At 65.3% G+C, this 21,961-nt stretch carries 22 protein-coding genes and 2 pseudogenes; 2 read left to right on the top strand and 22 right to left on the bottom strand.

Translation table 11 applies throughout. The features are described from left to right. Nucleotides 1-10 precede the first annotated feature (10 nt). The 12 genes and pseudogenes from ACWC24_RS24570 to ACWC24_RS24515 form a co-directional block, all read right to left on the bottom strand. Nucleotides 11-1,327 (bottom strand): annotated as a pseudogene (locus ACWC24_RS24570) (replication initiator). A gap of 116 nt (nt 1,328-1,443) precedes the next feature. Next, a complete protein-coding gene (locus ACWC24_RS24565; protein ID WP_450665018.1) occupies nt 1,444-1,695 on the bottom strand; it encodes a SpdD protein in 252 nt (83 codons plus the stop codon). A gap of 13 nt (nt 1,696-1,708) precedes the next feature. Continuing rightward, nucleotides 1,709-1,903, bottom strand: a complete 195-nt coding sequence (locus ACWC24_RS24560) for a hypothetical protein (RefSeq protein ID WP_390646296.1) — start codon at nt 1,901-1,903, stop codon at nt 1,709-1,711. 10 nt (nt 1,904-1,913) lie between these two features. After that, complete coding sequence (locus ACWC24_RS24555) at nt 1,914-2,105, bottom strand: mobile element transfer protein (protein WP_450665017.1); 192 nt, start codon at nt 2,103-2,105, stop codon at nt 1,914-1,916. Then, nucleotides 2,105-2,311 carry a hypothetical protein gene (locus ACWC24_RS24550; protein ID WP_450665016.1) on the bottom strand — a complete coding sequence of 69 codons (207 nt, stop codon included), beginning with the start codon at nt 2,309-2,311 and terminating at the stop codon, nt 2,105-2,107. The genes ACWC24_RS24555 and ACWC24_RS24550 overlap by 1 nt, the downstream gene beginning before the upstream one ends. Nucleotides 2,312-2,329: 18 nt before the next feature. Continuing rightward, nucleotides 2,330-2,947, bottom strand: coding sequence for a DUF2637 domain-containing protein (locus ACWC24_RS24545; protein ID WP_450665015.1), 618 nt, complete (start codon nt 2,945-2,947; stop codon nt 2,330-2,332). Continuing rightward, nucleotides 2,947-3,153 (bottom strand): hypothetical protein, encoded by a 207-nt coding sequence (locus ACWC24_RS24540; protein ID WP_450665014.1) that lies wholly within the window; start codon nt 3,151-3,153, stop codon nt 2,947-2,949. Before ACWC24_RS24540 ends, ACWC24_RS24545 begins: the two co-directional genes overlap by 1 nt. Nucleotides 3,154-3,232: 79 nt before the next feature. After that, nucleotides 3,233-4,615, bottom strand: a complete 1,383-nt coding sequence (locus tag ACWC24_RS24535) for an FtsK/SpoIIIE domain-containing protein (RefSeq protein ID WP_450665013.1) — start codon at nt 4,613-4,615, stop codon at nt 3,233-3,235. Nucleotides 4,616-4,619: 4 nt separating this feature from the next. Continuing rightward, nucleotides 4,620-4,970: an SCO3933 family regulatory protein gene (locus ACWC24_RS24530; RefSeq protein ID WP_351602771.1), complete on the bottom strand. Its 351-nt coding sequence runs from the start codon at nt 4,968-4,970 to the stop codon at nt 4,620-4,622. A 124-nt stretch (nt 4,971-5,094) separates the two neighbouring features. Then, nucleotides 5,095-5,823 (bottom strand): GntR family transcriptional regulator, encoded by a 729-nt coding sequence (locus ACWC24_RS24525; protein ID WP_450665012.1) that lies wholly within the window; start codon nt 5,821-5,823, stop codon nt 5,095-5,097. 89 nt (nt 5,824-5,912) lie between these two features. Beyond that, nucleotides 5,913-6,350 carry an ATP-binding protein gene (locus tag ACWC24_RS24520; protein ID WP_152889193.1) on the bottom strand — a complete coding sequence of 146 codons (438 nt, stop codon included), beginning with the start codon at nt 6,348-6,350 and terminating at the stop codon, nt 5,913-5,915. 281 nt (nt 6,351-6,631) lie between these two features. Then, complete coding sequence (locus ACWC24_RS24515; protein ID WP_450665011.1) at nt 6,632-7,372, bottom strand: GntR family transcriptional regulator; 741 nt, start codon at nt 7,370-7,372, stop codon at nt 6,632-6,634. A gap of 81 nt (nt 7,373-7,453) precedes the next feature. Between ACWC24_RS24515 and ACWC24_RS24510 the strand changes: the two genes are divergently transcribed. Beyond that, nucleotides 7,454-8,551 carry a DUF1152 domain-containing protein gene (locus tag ACWC24_RS24510; protein WP_450665010.1) on the top strand — a complete coding sequence of 366 codons (1,098 nt, stop codon included), beginning with the start codon at nt 7,454-7,456 and terminating at the stop codon, nt 8,549-8,551. Between the two features lie 18 nt (nt 8,552-8,569). On the opposite strand, the gene ACWC24_RS24505 is transcribed toward ACWC24_RS24510, so the two are convergent. Then, nucleotides 8,570-9,259, bottom strand: a complete 690-nt coding sequence (locus ACWC24_RS24505) for a hypothetical protein (protein WP_450665009.1) — start codon at nt 9,257-9,259, stop codon at nt 8,570-8,572. 678 nt (nt 9,260-9,937) lie between these two features. Between ACWC24_RS24505 and ACWC24_RS24500 the strand changes: the two genes are divergently transcribed. Next, nucleotides 9,938-10,183, top strand: coding sequence for a hypothetical protein (locus ACWC24_RS24500; RefSeq protein ID WP_450665008.1), 246 nt, complete (start codon nt 9,938-9,940; stop codon nt 10,181-10,183). Nucleotides 10,184-10,430: 247 nt separating this feature from the next. On the opposite strand, the gene ACWC24_RS24495 is transcribed toward ACWC24_RS24500, so the two are convergent. From ACWC24_RS24495 to ACWC24_RS24455, 9 genes and pseudogenes are all read right to left on the bottom strand, one after another. Continuing rightward, nucleotides 10,431-12,719: a S8 family peptidase gene (locus ACWC24_RS24495; protein WP_450665007.1), complete on the bottom strand. Its 2,289-nt coding sequence runs from the start codon at nt 12,717-12,719 to the stop codon at nt 10,431-10,433. 68 nt (nt 12,720-12,787) lie between these two features. Continuing rightward, complete coding sequence (locus ACWC24_RS24490; protein ID WP_450665006.1) at nt 12,788-13,990, bottom strand: AAA family ATPase; 1,203 nt, start codon at nt 13,988-13,990, stop codon at nt 12,788-12,790. Nucleotides 13,991-14,109: 119 nt separating this feature from the next. Further along, nucleotides 14,110-14,448 (bottom strand): CU044_2847 family protein, encoded by a 339-nt coding sequence (locus ACWC24_RS24485; RefSeq protein ID WP_450665005.1) that lies wholly within the window; start codon nt 14,446-14,448, stop codon nt 14,110-14,112. Between the two features lie 728 nt (nt 14,449-15,176). Next, nucleotides 15,177-15,978, bottom strand: a pseudogene (locus ACWC24_RS24480) (IS5 family transposase). A gap of 124 nt (nt 15,979-16,102) precedes the next feature. Further along, nucleotides 16,103-17,116, bottom strand: a complete 1,014-nt coding sequence (locus ACWC24_RS24475; RefSeq protein WP_450665004.1) for an HNH endonuclease — start codon at nt 17,114-17,116, stop codon at nt 16,103-16,105. Continuing rightward, nucleotides 17,113-17,769: a class I SAM-dependent methyltransferase gene (locus ACWC24_RS24470; protein ID WP_450665003.1), complete on the bottom strand. Its 657-nt coding sequence runs from the start codon at nt 17,767-17,769 to the stop codon at nt 17,113-17,115. The genes ACWC24_RS24475 and ACWC24_RS24470 overlap by 4 nt, the downstream gene beginning before the upstream one ends. A gap of 255 nt (nt 17,770-18,024) precedes the next feature. Beyond that, nucleotides 18,025-19,230: a DNA sulfur modification protein DndB gene (locus tag ACWC24_RS24465; RefSeq protein WP_450665002.1), complete on the bottom strand. Its 1,206-nt coding sequence runs from the start codon at nt 19,228-19,230 to the stop codon at nt 18,025-18,027. A 977-nt stretch (nt 19,231-20,207) separates the two neighbouring features. Continuing rightward, nucleotides 20,208-20,621, bottom strand: coding sequence for a hypothetical protein (locus ACWC24_RS24460; protein WP_450665104.1), 414 nt, complete (start codon nt 20,619-20,621; stop codon nt 20,208-20,210). A gap of 147 nt (nt 20,622-20,768) precedes the next feature. Further along, a complete protein-coding gene (locus ACWC24_RS24455; protein WP_450665001.1) occupies nt 20,769-21,413 on the bottom strand; it encodes a hypothetical protein in 645 nt (214 codons plus the stop codon). Between the last annotated feature and the right edge of the window lie 548 nt (nt 21,414-21,961).

The raw sequence follows: 21,961 nt of genomic DNA, 5'->3' as shown, positions 1-21,961 counted from the left end.
CGTCGGTGGTTCACGTCGGTTCTCCTTCCGTTCCGAGGGCGGGTTCGAGGGACGCAGACAGCCAGGCTTCGGCGGCCGAGAGGCCGGTTCCGGCGAAGAACCAGTGCGCCAGGACGTACGTCGTCTCGGGCTCCCGTTCGGGCAGCGCGGCGGCCGCTTGAGCTCGGCGCCAGTCGGCGCGGGCGGCGCGGAGGGCGCCGAGGGTGGTGGAGTAGCGGCGGGACTTGGTGGAGAAGTGGCCGCGGAAGCCGAGCATGTGCGCCCAGGCGCGTAAGCGGAGGTGCTCCAGGTCCTTACGGGCGCCGAGGGCCCACGCGGTACGGATCAGCCGGCGGGCGTGTTCGCTCAGCCTGGCTCGGGCCAGCTCGGCGAGAAACCGGAGCGGGCGGTCGAGGGTGCCGGTCGTGGTCTCGGCTCCCTTGGTGGCCTACTTCGCGATGTACGAGGCGACGGCCCGCTCGGTGAGCTCCTGGCCGTTGTCGAAGTCGGCGGAGCGGATCGGCCGGACGTCGAGCTGTCGGCCGAAGACGAAGGAGTGCCGACGGCCGTCGACCTCCGGACCGTCGACGCGCACGGCCGTCGCGGCGGCGCGTATGGCGTCGGCCAGCAGCTCGGCGGTTGCCCAGGCCGGGGGTGGAGTGTCACCGCCCTCGGGGCCGTCCAAGCGGATGACCGCGTGGAAGTGGACCGCGCCGCGCTTCTGGTACTCGGCCACCTTCGCGAAGGAGAGACGGGCGTGATGGCGGAAGGCGCGTTGGGTGAGGCCGGCGCGCTTGGCGACCTCCCGGCGGAGATAGATCGAGAAGCGGCGCCAGAGGGCTCCGGCGTGGGCGTTCCAGAGGACGGCGGCTTCGTAGTCGTACGAGTCGGGTGTGAGCGGTGTTCCCAGGGCCGGGTCCTGGTCGTCGTGGTGGGTGCCGCAGCGGCAGGCACGACCGCCTGCGGGGCGGTTGTGGACCGGGCCGAAGCCGGGAGCGGTGAAGGTGGCGAAGACCCGCGGGTGGGTGGCGACCTGGTCCGAGGTGCCTTTGCCTCCGCGGAGTCCGGCAGTGATCAGGTGGAAAGTGTCTCGGCGGTAGGTCTCGGCGCAGGCCGGGCAGCGGGTCGCGCGTCGGTTGTTGCAGCGAACAAGGAGGTTGCCGGCCGGAAGGGCGGCGGAGTCGAGGTGGTGCAGGGCGCGGCCGATCTCGCCGGTCGCGGTATCGACCGCATACTCCGTGCGGTGACCGTCGAGGCGGACGGGGCGGGTGCAACCGCCCAGGGTGGAGAGTTGGCGGGCCAGCTCAGGCAAGGTGCCTATGGACGCCAGCGTTGAGAGTTCCGCCAGCGGGGGCGGAGTCTGCCGGGTAATGATGAGGATTCCCTTCGGCTGTTTCGGCGGTGGGGAGGGACGGCCCCGGGGCGGCGGGATGCTTGGCGGCTTGTTGTCGCCCCGGCGGCCGGTCAGCGCTTGTTGGCGCCGGTGACGAGGGAGCGCAGGACTACGGCAGCGATGGCCACGGAGATGGCCGTGACGGCGACGGCCGCGAGGAGCGCGGTCAGGACGACTCCAACGACGACCACCGCGGCGACCGCGCCCACGTAAGGGCTGAGGGAGTGGTGGCCGGCGGAGGGCGCCGGGGTGTGGGTGTGGTGAGTGCTCAGGGCGTTCGAGCCGGGCAGCGTCGGGACGTCGGGCAGCTTGGGGCGGAACACGGAGTGCCTCCTTTCAGTCATGGGTGCCGTTGACGACGTCGACGCCGGAGCGGGTGCCGGAGTCGATGGCCGGGGCAAGAAAGGTCCGGGAGAGCAGGAAGCCGAAGAGCGCGATCACGACGACGAGCCAGACGCGGACGCCGAGGAACTTGATCGCGGCCCAGGCGATGAGGCCCAGGACGAGGACGAGTGGCAGCGAGACGGTCACGGGAGCTCCTTCAGCGGGCGGCGCAGCGGTGGGTGCGGGCGGCGAGTTCGGCGGCGGCGCGGCTGTCGTAGTCGGTAGAGAAGCCGCAGCGCGGAGCCAGGCAGGCGGCGGTGTGCTTTTCGCGGCCCCGACCGTCGTAGTACGTGGCGACCTGGACGGGGCCGATACGGACGACTCGACGGAAGCGCGGGTTGGCGGGCATCAGTCGGTTCCCTTATCGGTCTCTGCGGTCTCGTTCTCTCCGGTGAAGTCGGCGACGTGGTCGGCGAGCCAGCGCACGATCTCGTCACCCTCGTAGCTGTCGGCGGTGAGGATGACCGGCTCGGCGATCAACATGGCTTCGGTGAGGCGGTTCTGTCGGGTCAGCTCGGCAGCGCGGTTCAGCGCGCGGAGCGTGGACGGGCGCAAGGTGGGATGTCCTCCGGGTCAAGCGAGTTGGGCGGCGATGGCTTCGGCGAGCGGCAGTGGGACGCCGAGGCGGGCGCGAAGGGTCGTGGTGTCGATGGCCGTCCCGGTCCGGGTGCGGTGTTCGTCGGCGACCTTGCGGGCCAGGGCGACGAGGGCGGGCGGCACGGTGGAAGGGAGGGATGTGGCGGCGGGTAGCTCAGGGACCGGTGCGACCGGCTCTTCCGGGTCGACCGTGGCCAGCGTCGTATCCGGTTCCGGGCCCGGTGTCGTCGTAGGGGCGCGGTGGGCGAGCAGGGTTCCGCCGAGGAAGGCGACCGCGGGCCATCCGGCAACGAGGATCCGCAGCCAGGCAGGTACCTCTCCCAGGTCGAGGAGGCCGGCGGTCGCGACGTTGGCCCCGAGCGAGGCCGTCAGGGCGACGAGGAACCAGCACCAAGCGGCGGCTTTCGATCCGCCGGTACGGAGCCGGTGCCAGGCGGCGACGAGAAGCAGGTCGACCGAGACCGGATAGGCCCAGGCCTTCCAGCCGCTCTGCCCGGCAGCGGCGGCGAGGTCGTGCAGGTGGGCGAAGGACAGAGCCCCGGCAATGACGGCCTGGACCAGGACCGCGTCCGCGCGCAAGACGGGGCGGGACATCAGTACGGCTCGCCCAGGTAGTCCGGGCCGTCATCGGGGTCGTAGCCGGGCGGGAAGATGCCGGGCGGCGGCTCCGGGAGGGAGGCGGCCAGAGACACGCCCACGGCGTCGACGAAGGTCTCGTCGGCATCTGACGTGCCTGCGTACAGGGCGAGTTGTCCCAGCAGGACGACGGTTCGGGCGAAGTCCTCGCAGTCGGGGCACATGGTGGGTGCTCTCCTCCTTTCGGGCATGACGGGGTAGGGACTTGACGCGATGGCGCGTCGAGTCAGGGGGTGGGTGGGGTTACTCGGCGACCGGCCGAGGGTGGCTCACGGGCCCGGCAGGCTTCACGGTCGGCGCGGGCAGGACGTAGGGCCGGAAAGGAGAGAGCGCCGGTACGTCGGGGGCGAGGTGAGCCGTGTCGCGGCAGGTGGCCGCGGCGGCGGCGAGCGAGATGTACGGGGTGCGGATGCGGGACCAGCCGCCGGAGGTGTCACCGGCGACGGCGAGACCCGGGCGATCCGCGGGGATGGAACAGGCGGCGTACACGGCTTCCGGCGCGATGTCGCCGAGAGCCATCTTCGCGGAGGCTTCGTCGTTGACGCGGTGGGAGACGCGGCCGGTGAGCTGCGCGCGAAGCATGGTGGCGCCCTTGCCCAGCTCGGCGCCGAAGCGCTGCCCGCAGACCTCCAGGTAGATGCCGGCCGCGCGGCCGAGCTGAGCGAGCCGGATGAGCTGGGTGACCATCTCGTCCCGTCGTTCCTCCTCCTTGCGCGTCGCGACGAGGAAGAGTTCCGCCACCTCGTCGACGAACAGCACGATGGGCGAAGGCCGTTCGTTCTCCGGCAGACCCCAGATGTCGGAGGTGATCAGTTCGTCGGGGGTGCCAGGGGCGATGCCTTGTCGGGCCTTGATCAGGTCGTATCGGTCCTCCATTTCCTTCACGAGCACCGGCAGCAGTTCGGCCGCCTGCTCGGGGTCGGTCGCCAGGGCTGAGAGCCGGGCGGCGAACGGCGAGAGTTCGACGCCACGCTTGCAGTCGATGCCGACCAGGACGACGTGCTGAGCCGCCAGGCCAGCGATCAGGTTGCGCAGGTACATGGACTTGCCCGACAGCGTTGCGCCGAGGACGAGTTCGTGCGGCACGGCCCGGTAGTCACGGACGAACGCGGTCGCGTCCTCCCGCAGCGCCACCGGCACCCGTAAGAGATCGCCCTCGGTCCCGGTCCGGCGCGGCATCCGCACTTTGCGCAGGACGTCGAAGCCGACGAGCCGCAGTTCGACGACTCCGGGCCTGATGTCCCGTACGTACACGGCGTGGACGCCCCAGGCGTGCCGGAGGCGTTCGGCCGAGGCCGCCACGTCCGCCGGCTCCTGGCCCGGGGCGAGCCGGAGCCGCATACGCAGACCGGTCGAGGTGGGCCGGATGATGCCCCGGCGGGGCGGTACCGGCCGGACCTCCCGTCGGGTGGTCGCCCGGATGGCCAGGGCCCGCCAGCGGGGAGGCGCGACGGTCAGCCCGCAGGCGTCCATGGTCGAGGAGTACGAGCCCAGCAGCCGGGCCACCGAGACGGGCAGCCCGACCGTGGACCAGTACGCAGCGGGGTGAGCGTGCCGGAGGTAGGCCGCGCCGCCTATCGCAGCGAGCGACCCGCCGAGCTCGGCCACCGTCACCAGGTCCGTCACGCGATCAGCCCGCCTCAGCCATCGAGAAGGCCCCCGGCATAACGGCCGTGGCCCGGTAGGCGATGCCGTGGCGCTGCTGGCCGTTGAACACGCTCTGCCAGGGGCGGGCCACAAGGCCCGGCAGCGCGATCGGAGCGCCGACGGTCAGCCCGTCCGCCACCCCGCTTTCGGGAATGGTGACCTGGATCAGGGCCGATTCGCCCTCGTCGATGTAGACGACGCCCACGGTCATCAGGGCCTCGCCGCTCACGGTGTCCTTGGCGATCTCACCGGTCTGCCGGTCACGCACCTTCGGTGCCGGCGCCTCGGTGAGCAGGATCGTGGCGGACGAGGTGTCGATACGGATCACACGCACAGAGAGTTCTCCTTCTGAGATCGATCAACCCATTGCCTGACAGGTTGACTTAGCAAGTTCGAAGTTAGAGTTGCCAGGTTGACTTGTCAAGTACGATCAAGCATCAACAGCCCTTGTTCTGGGCTCAGTTCAAGCGGTACGTGTCTTCAAGCTCCTGCCCATCGGCAGGAAGCAGCACGTCGGAAACCTGTAGCGCCTGGCCCGATGCATCGAAGGCGATGACCAGGACACTGAGCACAGGAACCCCGTCGGCAAGGCCCAGAAGCTCAGCTTCGCCGACATCGGGCAACCGGGCAGAGACCCGCTCCGTCACATGGTCGAAGCGGACCTTCTTCCGCCCCTCCAAGTACTCCCGGACCCCGGCACTCAACGGCTCGGAGCTCCCGAGCTCGGTGCCGTCGACCAGGCCGGCAGGGAAGTACGACGAAACGAGCTCGACCGCCTCCCCCTCCTCCTCGACCAGGAACCGGCGCATCAGGACTTCGGCTCGCTTCGGCAGCCCGAGCACTGAGGCGACACGCGCCGGAACGGGCACGCGATCCACCGCGGCCAGCCGCCCCGGGGTCCGCGACTCATCGCGCTCCAGCGCTTCCCGCCCACGCCGGTTCTTCTGCTCGACGACGGCCGGCCGACCACGCACGATCGTGCCGAAACCCTGCCGGGACTCCAGCCAGCCGTCCCGCTTCAGCAGCTCCAGAGCGCGGACCACGGTAGGCCGGGACATCCCGAACGCCTGGACCAACTGATTCTCGCTGGGCACCCGAGTGCCTGGCGCGTACGTGCCATCCTCGATGCGGCGTTGGATCGTCTGGGCGAGGCGGACGTACTTAGGTGCCTCCACTTCATACGCCATGAATGCCGCCCGTCGAGATTGGCCAAGTCAACTGGTCAACCAGACTAGCGATAAATCCAATTACGCAATACCACGGCACCAAGTCCGCTTCAGTCGGGCCAGGCATCGGCCATCACGAAGGAGACGACCGTGCCGCCGAAACGGCTGGGCCCGCACCGCCAGGACTCCGCGACGGAGTCGACGAGCAGCAACCCACGCCCGTGTGCGTCATTCGCCTCGGGACGCCGCAGTCGCACGTTCGCCGGATACCCCGGATTGTGCACGTCGACGCGGAGCGAGGCCCCTTCACGGAACCACTCGACCCGGACGATCCACGGGTCGTCCGATCGGCCGTAGACGACGGCGTTGGTCACCAGCTCGGAGAGCATCAGCACGCAGTCGTCGACCGAGCAGGCCGGGTTGTACGGGGCGATGAACTTCCGGAACCAGCGCCGGGCCCGGGGTACGGACTCCGCGACGGGGTGCAAGGTCATCGCACCGAGCCGCGGTGAGTCCGCAGAGGGATAGCGGTCGATCGTGTAGCCCATCCGCGTTCACTCCCTGCCGCTGCCGTCGCAGTCGAGGCAGCGCCGTTTCGATGTGGGACGGACACGGCCATTGACTGTGGAGAGTGCCAGGTCCGTACGGGAGCCGACTCGCTTCCAGCCGCGCCCACGACATCCCCGGCAAGGTAAGTGCGCGCCCTGATCCGGCCGCCGACTCGTCACGCCGTGCCCCCTTCATGAAGTGGCCTTAGCCACTTACTGGATAGTGGCATTAGCCACCTGTGGGATGCAAGCGGTTCGCCGAAATGGCGAACCGGCAGCCGTCAGGTGAGGGGATAGCCCTGCTCGAACGCCCAGCGGTGCGGCGGGTAGGTGGCCTCGGCGAACTCCAACGGCCGGTCCTGGAGGTCGAACACCACATGGTGCACGATCAAGACGGCCGACCCTGACTCCAGTTGAAGGTCTTGCACCTCCTCGTCCGTCGCCTGCCGAGCACACATGCGGTCCTCGGCGTAACTCCCCTGCCGTCCCGTCATGTTCTCGACGTACATCAAGGTGCCTTCTTGGATCCGCTCAGGCTCCAGGAGCTTGGGCGCCCGCTGCCCGACGTCCGGCGCGAACCACGAAGTGGACAGAGTGATGGGCCCGTCCTGGTTGTTGGTCACGCGCCGGCGGTGCACGGCCCGACGATCCTTCACCAGGCCCAGCGCCTCAGCGACGTGATCCGGGGCCTCCAGCCAGCCCGCTGAGGTGATCACCGCATACTCGCCAGAGGTGTAGATCTTCCCGGTCTGCCGCGCCCGCCCGTACAACTCTCGCGCCCGCCGGTTGACTTCGAGGCTGCGCACGTACGTGCCCGACCCCTGCCGCTTCTCGACGAGCCCCTGATGGCTCAGCGCCTCCAGAGACCGCGCGGCCGTCGGCCGGGACACCTTCCAGGTGGCCGCGAGTTGCCGTTCCGAGGGGACTTCGTCCCCCGGCCGCAGGTCACCCCGAAGGATCTGATCGCGGATGAAGTGAGCGATCTGGAGATACTTCGGCTGCGCCTCCTCGATCTGAGGCATGTCCCCTCCTCGTTCAAGTGGCTATGGCCTCTAGCCACTATAGGGTGAGTGGCCAGGGGTCGAACCCGTAATGTGGGGCGCATGACGCGGTTGATCGTCGCAGCAGGAGGAGGGGGCGACGCAGTCGCCGCCGCAATGCTTGACGCCGCTCTGTACGGCGACGAGCCCGACCATGCAGTGATCCTCACGTACGCGTGGGACCGCTTGCTGATCGATCCAGTACCGGGTCCACGAGGCCCCGACAACTTCACGGGCCTCGAACCCGTGACCCACGCAGTCTGGTCGGTACCGGCCAGCGCCCGCCCGATCGCTCCAGCGGGATCCACCCTCCCCCGCCTCGCGGCAGAGCTCCCGCACACCTTCGCTCTGATCGACCCCCGCCATGGCGCCGAGGGCATCACTCGCCAACTGGAAGGACTGATCGGCCACTTCAAGCCGACCACGATCGACCTGCTGGACGTGGGCGGCGACATCCTCGCGCGAGGCGACGAGCCGACGCTCAAGAGCCCTCTTGCCGACGCTCTGACGCTGGCAGCGTGCTGCCAGGTAGACGCTCCCATCCGGCTACTGGTCGCCGGCCCCGGCCTGGACGGCGAAGTCCCCGTCGACGACATACGCAGCCTGTTCGGTCCACTCGTCCACAGGTTCACCGCGGAAAACACGGAGCCGGTTAGCTCGGTCCTGGAATGGCACCCCTCCGAGGCAACCGGGATGCTCGCCGCAACTTCACGAGGAGTCCGAGGCATCTGCGAAGTCCGAGACGCCGGCCTCCCCATCCCCCTCACGGACGAGGGCCCCACGGTCCACGAAATCGATCTGGACGACGCCCTGAGCCGCAATGAATTGGCCCGCGCGGTCATGGCAACCAACACCCTGGACCAGGTGGAGGAACTGAGCCGCGAGATCTGCGGCTCCTCGGAGATCGACTACGAGCGCAACAAGGCCCTTTGGCTCAAGGAGCAACAGCCGACGAGGCTCGACCCCGAATCGGTCTTCCGCCAACTCTCCCAATTCGAGGCAGAGGCCCGAAGCCACGGAGTCACTCACACGACGTTCCGCCACCTCACCGAGGTCTTGAACCTCGACGGCTCACAACGCGATGACCTGCGCCAACTGCTCATCAACAGCCGACCGGAGCGATACACAGCCCCACTGTGGCACATCGCCGCCGCCACCTAAGCCGCTGAGACGGCACGCTCACTCGGCTGGTTGCGGATGAGGCGTGTCTGCATTGGGATCGCCAGCCTTGCGCATCAGTTCGCGCATCCTTTGGTTGAACAACGCGCTTAGCGGCTCCTTGTCTACGTCCACACCGTCATCCGGGACAAAGTCCCAGTCATAACCGACGCTGCCAGGTCTGCCGCGTTGCTGGAGCACCCTAACGCCACGCCCGTCTCCGAACTCGATCCGGTGCTCCGCCACGGTTCGGTCCGGCACACGTGCTTTAAGCGCAGGCCCGAACAGCGCCACCGCGTTTCGCCCCACCGGCATAAGGGCAACTGTCGTACCGTCCCAGAGACGGATCTTGACCAGCCGCGCCAGTCGGTCAGCGGCATACACCGCGCTGGCGACGAGATCAGCAGGGTCAGGACGATCCTTGAAGTCCACGTCAGATATCTCTCTGACCGGGAGCCGATCAGTGCCGCCACCGCGCTGGATGAGGTACAGCGCCCTGTCAGAGAGAGCGACATGAACTCGCGGGCCACGGCCGCTCAGGATCTGGAATAGATCGGAGCCGCCTTGGCAGATGTCGACCTCCAGAACGATCTCGCCGGGCTCCATGAACGGTGCGAGTCTACGTTGCGCGCGAGCCACAGCCCGCTCCTTGAACCTGAGAAGCACCAGGTGAATGTAGCTCTGAAGCGTTGGTACGGCGAGCAGATGCACAAATCTCGTGGTCCAGTCGTAACGACGGCAAGTCCTCTGCAGCAGTGCCTACTTGCTTTGGAGCCGCCTACACGCGCCAGAGGCCACCTGAGTAACAACCTTCTTCACGGGTTCAAGGCGGCTCGCTCCGCTCCCCGCGCGCGGCCCGGCCCCCGGCCGAGCCTGCGCTCCTGTCTCCGCCCCGCTCCAGCCCGGCCAGCGCCCGTGCCGCGCCCAAAGCATGCAGCCACCTGATGCCAGAGAAGGGGGTATGTCGTGGCTGGGGCGGTCGGCTCCACGGCTTTACGGAGCCACTTTGGCGCGAGCCTCGAAGATCATGGCCCCAACGTCGTGCTTTACCGGGCAGGTCCACAGACTGCCCGACGCGCCGGAAGCTTACGGGGCCATGATCACTCGCGCCAAAGCAGCGCCACCCCAAAGCCGCTCCACCGGCCGCGTGGTCACCCGACCGGCTACCCCCACTGCGCCAACACCTTACGCTGCACGTTGATCGTCACAACGACTGCAAGGAGCACGTGTATGGAGCCGGACCAGTGGGAGGCAGGCACCACACCCTGGGTGCGTCACGCTCAACCCAGGATCTCTAGGGGCGCGAGGGCAACGCGCTTCCAGTGCTACTTCTGTGGAGGGCACTCGGTCACGCGTTCCGCGCATGACAACGACCACGACAACGGACGCGTGGAGCTCTACTGCGACAACGAGCACTGCGATGCAAAAGAGATAGCGGTGATCGTCTGTCGCGACGGAAACGCTGCTGGGGAACGGGCGGATCTCCGCGCCCTCGCCGCTATCGACGACGGACGTCTCGACATGGCGAGCGTCCCGGGCGGGAACGAGCCTGTGTCGTCCCCAACCTTCAAGCGGCTAGACGAAGCGCAGAAGGAGATCGTCGCCGCCAGGCGTGACCAGCGGGAATGGGAATGAGCTGCGTTCCTCGTCTTGTCAAGGGCGCCGTGGACTACTGACATGAAAGGGCCCGTACATGAGCGGTCAGCACCGTACCTTATCTGGCGAGCGGCGGAAGCCCCAGGTGAGTTGATCGACGTCCACAGCTCCCTATGATCGACCTGATAAGGATGAGGCCAGACTTCAAGCCTTGGCCTACACGGGCGCCGGCCACACCATCGGCCGGCGCCCGTCACCTTGACTCGGTCATTGAGACTCCACCGACCTACGTCCGAAGTCGCAGCGGAACGGGAACCGGCAACTCTGAAAGTACAGGGAAATCCACTTTTGCCAGATCGTATACCGGGAGCCCAGAAAGCGACTCCACGGTTACAACTAGCGAAAAGTCCACTGGAGGAGAATCCCTCGTCAACATTCCCCCTTCACGCGTAAGGAACTCAATATCAAGTCTCGGCAGGTGGAGACTCTTTGCCATTAGGCAATCCTGCCCCTGCATTACCGTCTCCCACTTTCCTCCTCGACGACGACTAGATTCCGATGCCTTTGGGCCTACCTTCTGCGAACGAGTACTTGGCTGCTGGCTCATTTTCCAGCCCTCTTCGAGAAGGGCAGCCACGCGATCCGTATCCTCTTGAATGTTGACTTTAACTGTACGGCTCGGATTTTCAGGGTCCCGAAAGCTGTAGACCTGCGAGTGAGGACGAAGCGTAAATTCCAAGCCTGACTCGGTGTACTCCACAGCCTCTGTGGGATCGGTAGGGGAAGCGTAGGAGAGCGTCCATTTCACCATCACCTTCCCCCTGTCAATCCCTCCAGGAACTGGCAGCGTAAACCCAAGTATCTGTTCTCGCTCAATTGAAGCCTGGTAAAGAACAGTTACCTGCTGGTTGGAACAAAGGAGCGCGTTTGAAAAATCCAGCGGCATTCTCCCATGCCCCGATTCCAACAGATGGTCTGAATCGGCATGAGGCTCCGCAAAGTGAACCGCGAAAGCCCGCAGGGCTGAGGCACTAGACCGGTCGCCCAGTTGGGTACTGAGCTTAGCCAGACCGTGCGCCGCAAGTGGCGCGGCATAACTAGTACCCCAGTCGTATGAAAGCCGCCCGTCGCCCATCAAGCGCGCAAAGGGGCGGTCAGCGTCACCACCGTAGGCCAGTACTGCCGGCTGGACCGTCGCACCCGGGCGGCCAGGTCCAATCGCGCTATACGACGACCTTGACCACATCATTTCCGGGTGCGGTCGGTCACAGGCGCCGACGCTGAGACCGTTGGCCATATCGGCGGGCACCTGGACTCGGTTTGCACCCTCTCCAGCCTCCTCCCCATTGTTCCCGGCAGCGGCGATAAAGAGAATGTCCCTTTCATAGGCCAGCGCATCCAGCACAGCAGTCCAACGATGCGGCTCACCATCGTCAACTGGAACCTCAGGCCCAAGGCTGAGGTTAACGATCATTGCATCGCTGTCCGCAACTTGCTTTTGGATTTGATCCAGAAGCCAGTACAGCTCGACCCCGTCAGTGTCGTGTCCAGGAATGCAGCGGAAGTGAGTGGCACGCACCTGTGGAGACTGCAGGCGACTTCCCGCTTCAACATTCCCGTACAGAATAGCGCCCGTTACAGCGCTGCCGTGCTCTATGCACCCAGGGAAGGCCGGCTTTGCAGTGAGATCTATTTGGTTAACAGAGCCTGCAAAGAAGTCGCCGTTAACGTCAATGCCAGCATCAAAAATGAGTACCTCGGGAGCATCAGCCTCGGCAGGCGGCGGCGCAGGCTTCGAAACGCCGGGCGCTGATCGAAGAGGAATGGCTGGGACGGGACGGATGCGCGGCATCTTGCGTATTGAGCGCAACGGGTTGAAAGCTGCAGCTTCTTTCGCTTTTTCTGAAGGCAGAAGAACTGGCACGAACGTCAGTCCGCCTACTACGTCCCGCCTGTCACTGACGACTTCGCCCCCGAGGCTTCGAATGTACCTTTCAAATTTTCCAAACACTTCGCCCGACAGAGGTCGCCGCGAAATCCCAGGAAGATCGGGGTCAGGGTGGAGAACAGCTTCAAATGCTTCCCGTTCATCCGCGGGTTCCGCAACGGCACCTGCCGACCCTTTTACAATCTCAGTCACCCGCGGTAGGTGAATATCAGAAAATCTCCTTAGATCTTCCGCCGCCCCCTTTTCGCGGCGATTCAGGGCACCTCCCGAGAGGATACGAGTCAGCCGCTCAAGACTCTCGTTATCACCGGCAACGATTAAAGTTTTAGTTGGAACATCGAATTCCGTTTTGCTGCGCAGTATCAAATCGCCAGTAGCAGGGCGAGACCCTAGGGCGGTGAGCCCAAGCAGCTTAACTAGCCTTTCAGGGAAATAGCTATTCGCCAGATAATTCGGAAGTAGCTTTACCTCGAAAACGACGTGATCGCTGCGCAATTTTTCGTCCAGCGTGCGCGCAGCGTTACGCAGCACCAGGGCCTGTGGTCCGAGGATCCTTTGTGAATCTGCCAATGTGTACGGATGGAACTTGCTCCCCCCACCACCTGTCCTGTCAATCATCTCCGACATGTGCTCTCCTCCTACGAGGATACGCCCGCCAGTCCCCTTACTCATTTCCCCGCCCCCAAAAGATAAAATTACTGCTGTTCGCGCTCCTGGAACGCTGAAATTGCCCTACTGATGGTTGGATGACTTACGCCGAGTAGGTTGGCGATTTTCCTATTCGAAAGCCCTAGATGTACGCTGGCTGCCACTGCCACTTTCTCTCGAACCTTTGGATCCTCACCAGCCAGCGCGCGTAGTTTCGGTACAGCCAGGCTCACAAGGCCTTCCTCAAGCGAGGATAGATTACCGTCTCGTACAATCGATTCCCGAGCGATACCGTTACACAACCGCACGATGTCTGAATGCGAAAGGCCGTCCGTGGCTAGGGCCATCAGGCCACAGGTATCGTCAGACACTGCAGTGGAAACAACCGCAGGAAGAGACGAGATGAGAAGCTTTCTTTCGTCGATTTCCGGGAGGGGGAGCTCAATCAGAACATCAAATCGTCGAGAGATTGCCGAATCCAATAGCTCTTTATGATTCGTCGCAGCAATCAGGAAACTACCAGGTGGCCAACGGTCAAGTTCCAGCAGTAGAACATTGACCAACCTCTTGAGTTCACCAACATCCGAATCATCCTCTCGACGCTTCGCCAAAGCATCAAATTCATCAATGAACAGGACGCATTCATTCTGCGATGCGTAATCAAGGATGGACCGAAGGTTGCGCCCTGTGCGTCCTAGATAACTGGACATCACTGAAGCCAAGTCGACGACCAGCAGTGTCTGCTTCATCTGGCTGGCGATGTGGGATGCGGTGAGAGTCTTGCCAACGCCAGGCGGTCCGCTAAGAAGCACGCTACGCGAAGGCTGAAGCCCGGCATCCACCAACGCCTCACGCAGCGGACGTTCCGCGATTAGCGCATCTACACGTTGTCGAGTGACGTCATCCAAAATGGGGCCATGACTCGCGGCAGCTTCCGCTACTCGCAGCAGAACTTGGTTGGTCTCAGGATCCCGCGGAAGGTTCATCGTCTCTGGAGTCACCGCTGCGGCACTTTGTGCTACGTCGACTCCGCGGAGCGGGTTCTGCCCCTGCGAAGCTGTGAGCAAAGCCCGCAACTCCGCACGCAGGGTTACAGCATGATGCGCGTCCTCTGGTGGACGCCGCATGAGTCGCCGGCACTGCTCACGAACAGCCTGCGTATCCGCCCTGAGACCAGCATCCATCACCTCGAGCAGTGCCCTCTCAGTCGGACTGAGGCCTGCCTTACCCTGCCACGCTGACGCACCCATGCCGGGAAGGTTACCAAGAGGGCACAGCGCCAACCAGGGGGGATCCCCCTAGTGGTTCACGAAGGTCACTCTATGGGGCTAGATTTACCACCTCAGGCGTGGATTGGTTGACTCATCGCCTACGTTGACGGCGTCCATCTAGCTCGGACCTCGAAGGTCGAGTCAGCCTTGACCTTCCCTACCAGTGGCACTCCGGCCTCTCCAGAGAGAGATACCCCGAAGCGGACTTCCAACTCGCTCGGTGGTGAGTCTCCGAACCGACCACGGATAGCTGCGGATACGTCTTCGCAGGTCTGCGCGATTGCGTCGCCCACGTCCCGAAGCCCATGGAGCGCCTGCTGAGCCGACCGGCCAGCACCTCGAAGCAGCTTCGACTGATCAAAGTTCTCGACTGCCAGGGGTACGACTTCGACCAGGAAAAATGACTTTCCATCGGCAGACTCGACCTCTTTGTACACAAAGCCCCCACTCAAGGTTGATGACTACAAGCCTCATGATCCCGTAAGTCCCGCCCAGACGGGAGTGTTTGGCGTTTTGCGTGATCCACGGGTGCGAGCCAGAGCCTCGGGTGCCACATCTGAGCGGAGGTCAGCCTCCGCGGACTCCATTCGGACGGCGCTCGCCCGACCGAGTGCCCGTGGAGGTCTGACCGGCAACTCACCAAGCGCCCTGAGTCGCGCCCATCCTGCGCACCGGAAGTGGCGTCGCCGGGTGAGTGTCTAACTGCGTGACAACACCGGCGAACGACCGCGAACGTCTACTCAGTTGGTGTGCGCACCATGACCAACGGCGCCACGACCTGTCCCGAGTGCCGCCAACCTATGGAGTCTGGCGGTCCGGTGCTCTCCACGCGAAAGGACGACGGCCGGCGGACCTGTCGGTCGCTGTGGAGGTGTGTCGATGGGCATGTCTGGTGGAGCTGGGCAGACCGGCCGGACAAACCGGTGGAGGTCTGCCCGGTACCAGGGCTGTTCCGCTGACATCCAACGTTGACATCAACGATCACGGACGGCGGCGACAACCGGCGACCACGTATGGCATCAGTGCACTAGGGTCTGTTGCGAAAGTGCTGGTCACAGCCACTCGTTGATGGCTGCGACCAGCACGGTCGCCTCGTAACGGACGGCGAGTTTTTCGTATCGGGTCGCCACGGCCCGGTGACGCTTGAGCCGGTTAAGAAGTCATCTCATTTGGTGAGTCGGCGGTAGCAGATGAGGGTGCAGGCGATGGCGGCGAAGGCGAGGAAGTGTTCGGCTTTACGTTCGTAGCGGCGGTGCAGGCGGCGGCAGCCGGCGAGCCAGGCCACGGACCGCTCCACGACCCAGCGGTGGCGGCCCAGGTGAGCAGAGGACTCGATGCCTCACCGGGCCAGGCGGTGCGTGATACCCCGGCTTCGAAGCCATTGCCGCAGGTGGCGGTAGTCGTAGCCCTTGTCGCCGTGCAGCTTGCCGATCCGCTCGCGGCGCGGACCGCGCCGCGAGCGGATCGGCGGGATACCCCGCACGAGCGGCTCCAGGCCCTGACCGTCGTGCGTGTTCGCCCCCGAGATGCCCACCGACAGGAGCAGACCGGTCCGCTCGGTGATCAAGTGGATCCTCGACCCGTACTTGCCGCGATCCACCGGATTCGGACCTGTCAGATCCCCCTTCTTTCAGGGCCCGCATGTTCACCGAGTCGATCGCGCAGCGGGACCAGTCCAGTTCCCCGCGGGAGCCGAGCTCGTCCAGGACCAGGCGATGGAGCTTCGCCCACACCCGGGCCTTCGACCACTCGGTGAAACGCCGGTGAGCCGTGGGTCCCGAAGGCCCGAACGAGGCGGACGGCAACTGCTGCCACGTGCAGCCCGACGTGGCCACGAACACGATCGCAGCCAGCACCTCCCGGTCACCGTGCCGACGCCGACCGCCGCCCTGAGGACGGGTCGGCGCCTCCGGCACCACCCGCTGGAACAACTCCCACAACTCATCCGGCACCAGCCGCTCAACGATCCCCACCCAGGAAGCCTACCGAACCATCCAAATGAGATGACCTCTAAAGCGGTGCTCATCCGTCGCGATCACTCCTGAGCCATGCACGCCGTCCGTAATTGGCCCAGGACTCCTGGGGTCGGACTCAGACTGCTGTCTGAACCGCTCCCAGGAACTCGATCCACGAGGGCGCCTTCTGGCCGGGCAGGGCGTGTTTCAGGCTGAGTTGCAGTGTGCGGCGCAGGGGATGGGGGGACTGCATGATTGCGTCATTCCGGGCCGCGAGGCGGGCGAGTTCGGCCGGGGTGGGCAGTCGGTCGCTCTTGGCTCCGTTGCAGGTTGCGTGTGCGGGGGCAAGGTTCCACAGGGCGTCCAGGTCTGGACCGTGCCAGGAGCCGACGCTGTCGAAGCGATGCATCAGGGAGAACGGGAACACGTGGTCGATGGCTATGGCGTCCCCTGGGGCCAGAACATCGCCGCAGATCAGGCAGCGGCCGTGTTGAAAACCGACCGTGGCGTCAACGATGCCGGTCACCGAGCGGCGTCGGCGTTTGTCGGTGATCCTCAGGGTGTCCCAGTCGACCGTGACACCCTCCTCTACGAGGCTGCGCCCGACGCCGGCAGCGAAGGAGCTCTCCACAATGCTCCAGCGCGCACCCAACTCCGCAGCCAAGCTCGGTGCTTGCTCCGACTGTGCCAGTCGCAGCAAGTCCGGGGTCAGGCGTACGACACGCTGCCGTCCCGTCCCTGCCAGCTCATAGAAGGTGTGGGGCACCGCAGTGTCACCGCGGAGATTGTGGAACTTCTGCATCACCATCATCGGCATGGACCGCGCTGCGGCTGCAAGCAGACGCTCGGTGGGCCGACCGGCCTCCAGCGTCGCGGCTCTCTCCTGCTCAGCGACAGTGAGGAAGTCCTTGTCACCCAGCTCCACCGTCTGCGGCGCCTGCAGATTTTGGGCCAAATGCTGTACTAGGCCCAGGCTGTAGGCAGCGGCGAGCTCGGCAAGGGGTATCTCTTCTCGCCCGGTCCGCCCGAACTCCAGCAGAGCCTGGCCGAGAGCAAACTTGTAGGTGCGCGAGTTGGCTCCCATTAGCACTGCCAACCGCCACGACGCGCGCGCCGAGGAATCCTGGGCGTAGAACTCGCGCCCGCTCACTCGCCCCCCTTGCGCAGGACAACCGTCTGCCACCACACCTCGGCACGGCCGAGCTGGTCCGCGCCCTCCTCCACCAGTCGCACCAACCGCAGCTCCGCTCGCTCCCCGTCCCGCACGACCTCCTCCGCAGGCACATCGAACATCACCCGGTCTGTCGGCGGGACTCCGCGCCGAAGCGAGACGATCAGCAGCCCCGCCGAAGCCAGCAGCGTGGCCAGCCGCTCCATCGCCTGCCCACGCTCGGCCGGCACCAGGTGCATCCACACAGCCGACAGCAGCACCAGCTCAAAAGGCCCTTGCAGGTGGGTCAGTGCGGGCAGTGAGTCCTCGACCCAACAGACGTCCTCACACGGGTTGAGGCTCCGCGCGACCTCCCGAAGCTCACGGACCGGCTCCGCCGCCACCACCTGGTAACCACGCCGTGCGAGTGCCACTGCGTCCCGCCCAGTGCCAGCACCTACGTCCAGCACCTTCGCCGACGTCGGCGGAAGCAGATCCAGTACCCCGCCATGCACTCCCTCGAAGGTGACACTCCCGTACCTCTGCCCCAGCGCTGCGGCGCGCTGCGCGTAGTAAGGCTGGACGCCCGCAGCGGACTGGCCCACCGCCGACGACTCGACGAGGTGAGGGAAGTTCTCGCCTATACCAACCATGGCCTCAGGCTACGGGGCCGCACCGACAACGGCCGACGCATGAAGACGAGGGGTAAGTGTGGAGTCATTCCGCACCCCGGGCAGACGTGCCAGAACCATGCCAGGTCGTGCGGGAAGCCACGGGGAACACCGAGGAAGACGCGTGATCAAGGTGTCACTACGAGAGGGTCCAAGAGGAAACGCGGCCACGAGCTGCAGGCCCAAAACAAAATCGGCTCCTGCCCAAACTTGCTGGTCAGGAGCCGATACCTACAGCTAGAACCGTCCGCGGATCTGCTTACCCGTGTCGCTCTCCGGGTGGTTCAGCGCGTCGTAGACCTTGTGTCCGGAGTCACGGGCACCGCCCGCCCAGGAGACGGCCCCCCGGTCGGTCACCTTGGCCGCGATGCCGCTCCAGTACTTCGCCTCACGCTCCCACTGGATACCTTCCAGCATTCGCTCCAGGGTGATCCCCTCGGGCATGGGGTCGGCGCTCCAAGACATGGTGCGGTTCATGGTCGCGCCGAGGCCGGCCACGACGGCGGGGGCGGTGACGGCAGTCTTGGCGTGAAAGAGCGCGGCGTTCTCCTGGAGGAACGCACCCACCGTCTCCATGACCTCGCGCTGGACGACCGCCTTGTCCGGTCGGTCGCCGCTCTCGTTGGCGGGGATGTCCTCATGCTCGATGCCGGTCGACGCGGCGTGGATACCAGCCTTACCGAGCATGGCCGTTGCGACGAGGGTCCGCAGGACCGACATCGTCATCCACTCCGGGGCCTTGTCCGACACCTGGCGCTTGCCGGTGAGGATCAGGCTGGACAGCGGAACCGTGGTCTCCCCGGCCGGCACCTTCAGCGACTCCATCAGCTTGCGCGTGACGGTGGTGCCGAAGTCGCGGCCGTCCATGGACATAGCCAGGGACTTGTCGACCGGAACGCCCTTCAGGTTACGGTCGTGGAAGATCTGGCGGGCGGCCATGACGCTGATGCCGTGGAAGATCTCGAACGACAGCGGGATCGCGCCGAAGTCGCAGTCCTCCAAGCCGTACGCGCCCGGGTGCTTCTTGATCCGGTGCCAGGCGGTGACCTGGGTCTCGCTGTCGAGAGCGTAGAGGCCGTCCTTGATCGGCAGGGCCGACGAGCCGTCCTCAGAGATGATCAGCGGGCGCGGCGACCACAGGGTGATCTGCGGCAGCGACCAAGCGTCGTCGAAGTCCCCTCGCAGGCCGGCCGCAATGTAGTCGGCGTACTCGCCGACGTTCTTGGCCTTCTTGCTGCCCGCAGTACCCAAGAGCCGCTGGATCTCAGCGCGCGTGCGGGCATACTCGCTGATCGGCTGTCCGGCCTTCTGTGCGCGCTTGGTGGCGTCCTCGACCTCCTGGGGATCGTTGACGATCGCCAGGAGGTTTTCACAGTCAATGACGCCGTTCGCCATGACCCCCTTGCGGATCTCTCGAAGATCGACGGGCAGGCCGGTGGTCACCGGCTTCAAAGACGTAGGCATGCTCAAACTCCCCACCCCACGGGCGCCACTTTGACGCACCGTCACGTGCGATGACGCTAGCGGACACACCGTCAGGGCGTCAACTGAGGTGACCGATTCTCCCCTATCTCTGTACCGCAGTTAGGGGATTTCGGGCTGCGGTGGAGCTATCTACTCTGCAAATGCGACCGCGGCGGGTAATTCTCGGCACTCGAGCCATCCGCGGACACGGCGGCGGTCTCAGCAGGAGCGCACCTTGATCAGCTCAGGTGATGACGGTCACGCTTGCGTATCTGACTCCACCGCAACCGCTCCGGACGACGTCTGACCACCAGGGACTGTTCCGGTCGATTCGCCTAGTCCAGACCAAGGGGAGATGGAGCGTACGAAGATGCGGATCAGAAACATCGCTTGCCCTCCCAGTTTCGGGCAGTGCCCCATGCGTGCCCGCTCAGGCAGGGAAAGGCCCGTGGGCCGGCCGCGGCCTCTGCGAGGTACTCACCGACATGCCGTGGACCGGCGAGCTTGAGCAGGTTGCCAAGGACTACGGGTTTGCCACGACGTTCCCGCAGTGGCAGGGGCCCGGCGACCTTCACGCACAGTGATATACGTGGTCAGCGTGGACTATCCGTGGACGAACCTCGGGCCGTCATGGGTTCATAAGGGTCTGACCGGTGCTTTCCTCCAGGACTCAAGGGCCCTCCGGAGCCGTGTGCGCAGGTTCGAATCCTGCCGGGGGCACTTCGCATGAAGTGCCTAAAGACCCCGTCACCAGCGGAAACGCTGGGTGCGGGGTCTTCGTGTTTGTGCAGGCGTACGCCGCTCGAAGCGGGCGTATGTCGGGGTCTGTGGACGAGGCGTAGACGGGATCTTGAGGCATCACGCCAGGTGAGCCCCGCAAAGTCGCGGCGACAGAGGTGACCGGCCAACTGGTCTCGACAGCGTGATCTACCACCGCCGCAACGAAGTGAACGGACTCAGAGGTCCGTCGCATCTGGGTAGTGACGACGAAGCTCGCTGAGCACGCGCTCGTCGACGGCCCTGACGTCCCACCACGAGCTGTCTGCTTCGGTCAGGACGACCACCAACTCGTCCCCGGCGAACCCACGCGCCTCGGCGTTGATCAGTTGAAGGAACGGGGTCGTCAGCGACAACAGCGTCAACGTGTCCATGCCAGCGCCGGCGGACCGTCTCTCAATCTCGACACTGCCAGGGACGACCTCCTCGCACTCGACGCGCCACATCAGGTCCAGGCCGAAACTGCCGAGGCGGACCAGCATCTCCGCCAGAGTCACGTAGTGCTTTCCGTACCAAGCAGGGAAGGTGATCCCCTTCATTCCCGCCTCTGCTTCGGCCGTATCGCGCGACAAGCGGCCCCCTTCGTTGAGCACCAAGCACTACGAGGATGCCACCTCCCCCTGGTCGACCGGCCCCTTGATCGGTGAGGCCAGTGAATCCGGGCGATGGCCACCTCAGCTGCACCGGATGCACCGGGGCGGTCTCGAGTGCCGCTCAGCCCAACGCCGGCGGCTCACGGCTCAGCAGTCGTAGCGGTGGGTTGTGGGCCAGGTGGGGCAGCCGCGGCAGACGAAGACATAAACGCCTCCACAGTCCCCCATGATCATTTCGTGGCTGCCGCGCTGCAGTTCCGGGTCGTCGGAAGTTTCCCAGCCGCAGCCGGAACGGGTGCGCTCCTCGACCGGGAGCCAGCGGCCACACGATTCACTCGCCGAGATGGTCAGCAAGTGTTCCATCGGGGAACCGCACGAACAGTGCGGCCAGTTCGGCGGCTGTGTCCAGCCGGGGTATCCGCCGACCTTGCTCTGCCGGGTGGTGAAGGCGTCGTAGTAGGAGATGCCACAGGACTCCTCCATCTCCTCGCTCCACTCGCCCACGCGCTCGGACAACTCCGCGGGCATGTCCCAGTTGGGGTACTCCACGGTCTCGGTGGGGTGTAGCACGCAGGGCCGTGGGACGTACTCGTCATCGAACTCATAAGGCCGCGGCGCCTCATCCAGCAGTGGCCGATCCGCCAGGTCGGCAACGGATCGCCAACGCAGTACCGGCACCGGCGAGTGCTGGTCGTGTTCGGAATGGATCAGCGGGCACCAGAGCACTTGGAGCACATCGGCGCCAGCCGGAAACGTCAATGCCGGAACGTCGCGAGCGATGAGCTGCAGCACGGGCACCAGGGAGACAGGGGCCGGCCCGACCACCGCGCAACCGCGGGCAGGGTTGTAGTGGTCGGGAGCCGTACACGTCGGCCAGGGCTCATCGGCGGGCCACAGGAGCGGCCCACCCAGCGAGCTCTCATTCCGTTCGGGGCTACCGGCGCGCGGATACAGCAGCGTGGTTGCCCGCGCATACGGCACGAGTTCTGGCAATACTTCCGCGATGTCGTACGGAGCTGGCGGAACGGTAAGACTCATGATCACCCCCGGGGCGCGCAGCGTAACGCGACTGGAGTCAGCCGACACCGCTCGTGCCACCTCGATGCGAACTATGGGCGCCACGGCCGCTGGGGTCTGCTCAGATGGTCAGATGGTCATGCGGGACTGTTGGCGGTTGGGTCCGGTCGCGATGGTCGCTGTACCTCGCTGCTGTACAGCCAGATCACCGGCTTACGATCCCCGCTTTAAGAAGTCATCTCATTTGGCGAGTCGGCGGTAGCAGATGAGGGTGCAGGCGATGGCGGCGAAGGCGAGAAAGTGTTCGGCTTTGCGTTCGTAGC

The sequence above is a fragment of the Streptomyces sp. NPDC001443 genome (assembly GCF_053597355.1).
Note: the sequence above shows the minus strand (reverse complement) of the source record. Positions and strands in the feature narration are given on the sequence as shown.

What these genes read in the sequence shown, in the direction of transcription:
- ACWC24_RS24555 (WP_450665017.1), bottom strand. Translation starts at nt 2,105, where the DNA reads ATGCCCGCCAACCCGCGCTTCCGTCGAGTCGTCCGTATCGGCCCCGTC.
- ACWC24_RS24545 (WP_450665015.1), bottom strand. Translation starts at nt 2,947, where the DNA reads ATGTCCCGCCCCGTCTTGCGCGCGGACGCGGTCCTGGTCCAGGCCGTC.
- ACWC24_RS24540 (WP_450665014.1), bottom strand. Translation starts at nt 3,153, where the DNA reads ATGTGCCCCGACTGCGAGGACTTCGCCCGAACCGTCGTCCTGCTGGGA.
- ACWC24_RS24525 (WP_450665012.1), bottom strand. Translation starts at nt 5,823, where the DNA reads ATGGCGTATGAAGTGGAGGCACCTAAGTACGTCCGCCTCGCCCAGACG.
- ACWC24_RS24520 (WP_152889193.1), bottom strand. Translation starts at nt 6,350, where the DNA reads ATGGGCTACACGATCGACCGCTATCCCTCTGCGGACTCACCGCGGCTC.
- ACWC24_RS24515 (WP_450665011.1), bottom strand. Translation starts at nt 7,372, where the DNA reads ATGCCTCAGATCGAGGAGGCGCAGCCGAAGTATCTCCAGATCGCTCAC.
- ACWC24_RS24510 (WP_450665010.1), top strand. Translation starts at nt 7,454, where the DNA reads ATGACGCGGTTGATCGTCGCAGCAGGAGGAGGGGGCGACGCAGTCGCC.
- ACWC24_RS24495 (WP_450665007.1), bottom strand. Translation starts at nt 12,719, where the DNA reads ATGTCGGAGATGATTGACAGGACAGGTGGTGGGGGGAGCAAGTTCCAT.
- ACWC24_RS24490 (WP_450665006.1), bottom strand. Translation starts at nt 13,990, where the DNA reads ATGGGTGCGTCAGCGTGGCAGGGTAAGGCAGGCCTCAGTCCGACTGAG.
- ACWC24_RS24470 (WP_450665003.1), bottom strand. Translation starts at nt 17,769, where the DNA reads ATGGTTGGTATAGGCGAGAACTTCCCTCACCTCGTCGAGTCGTCGGCG.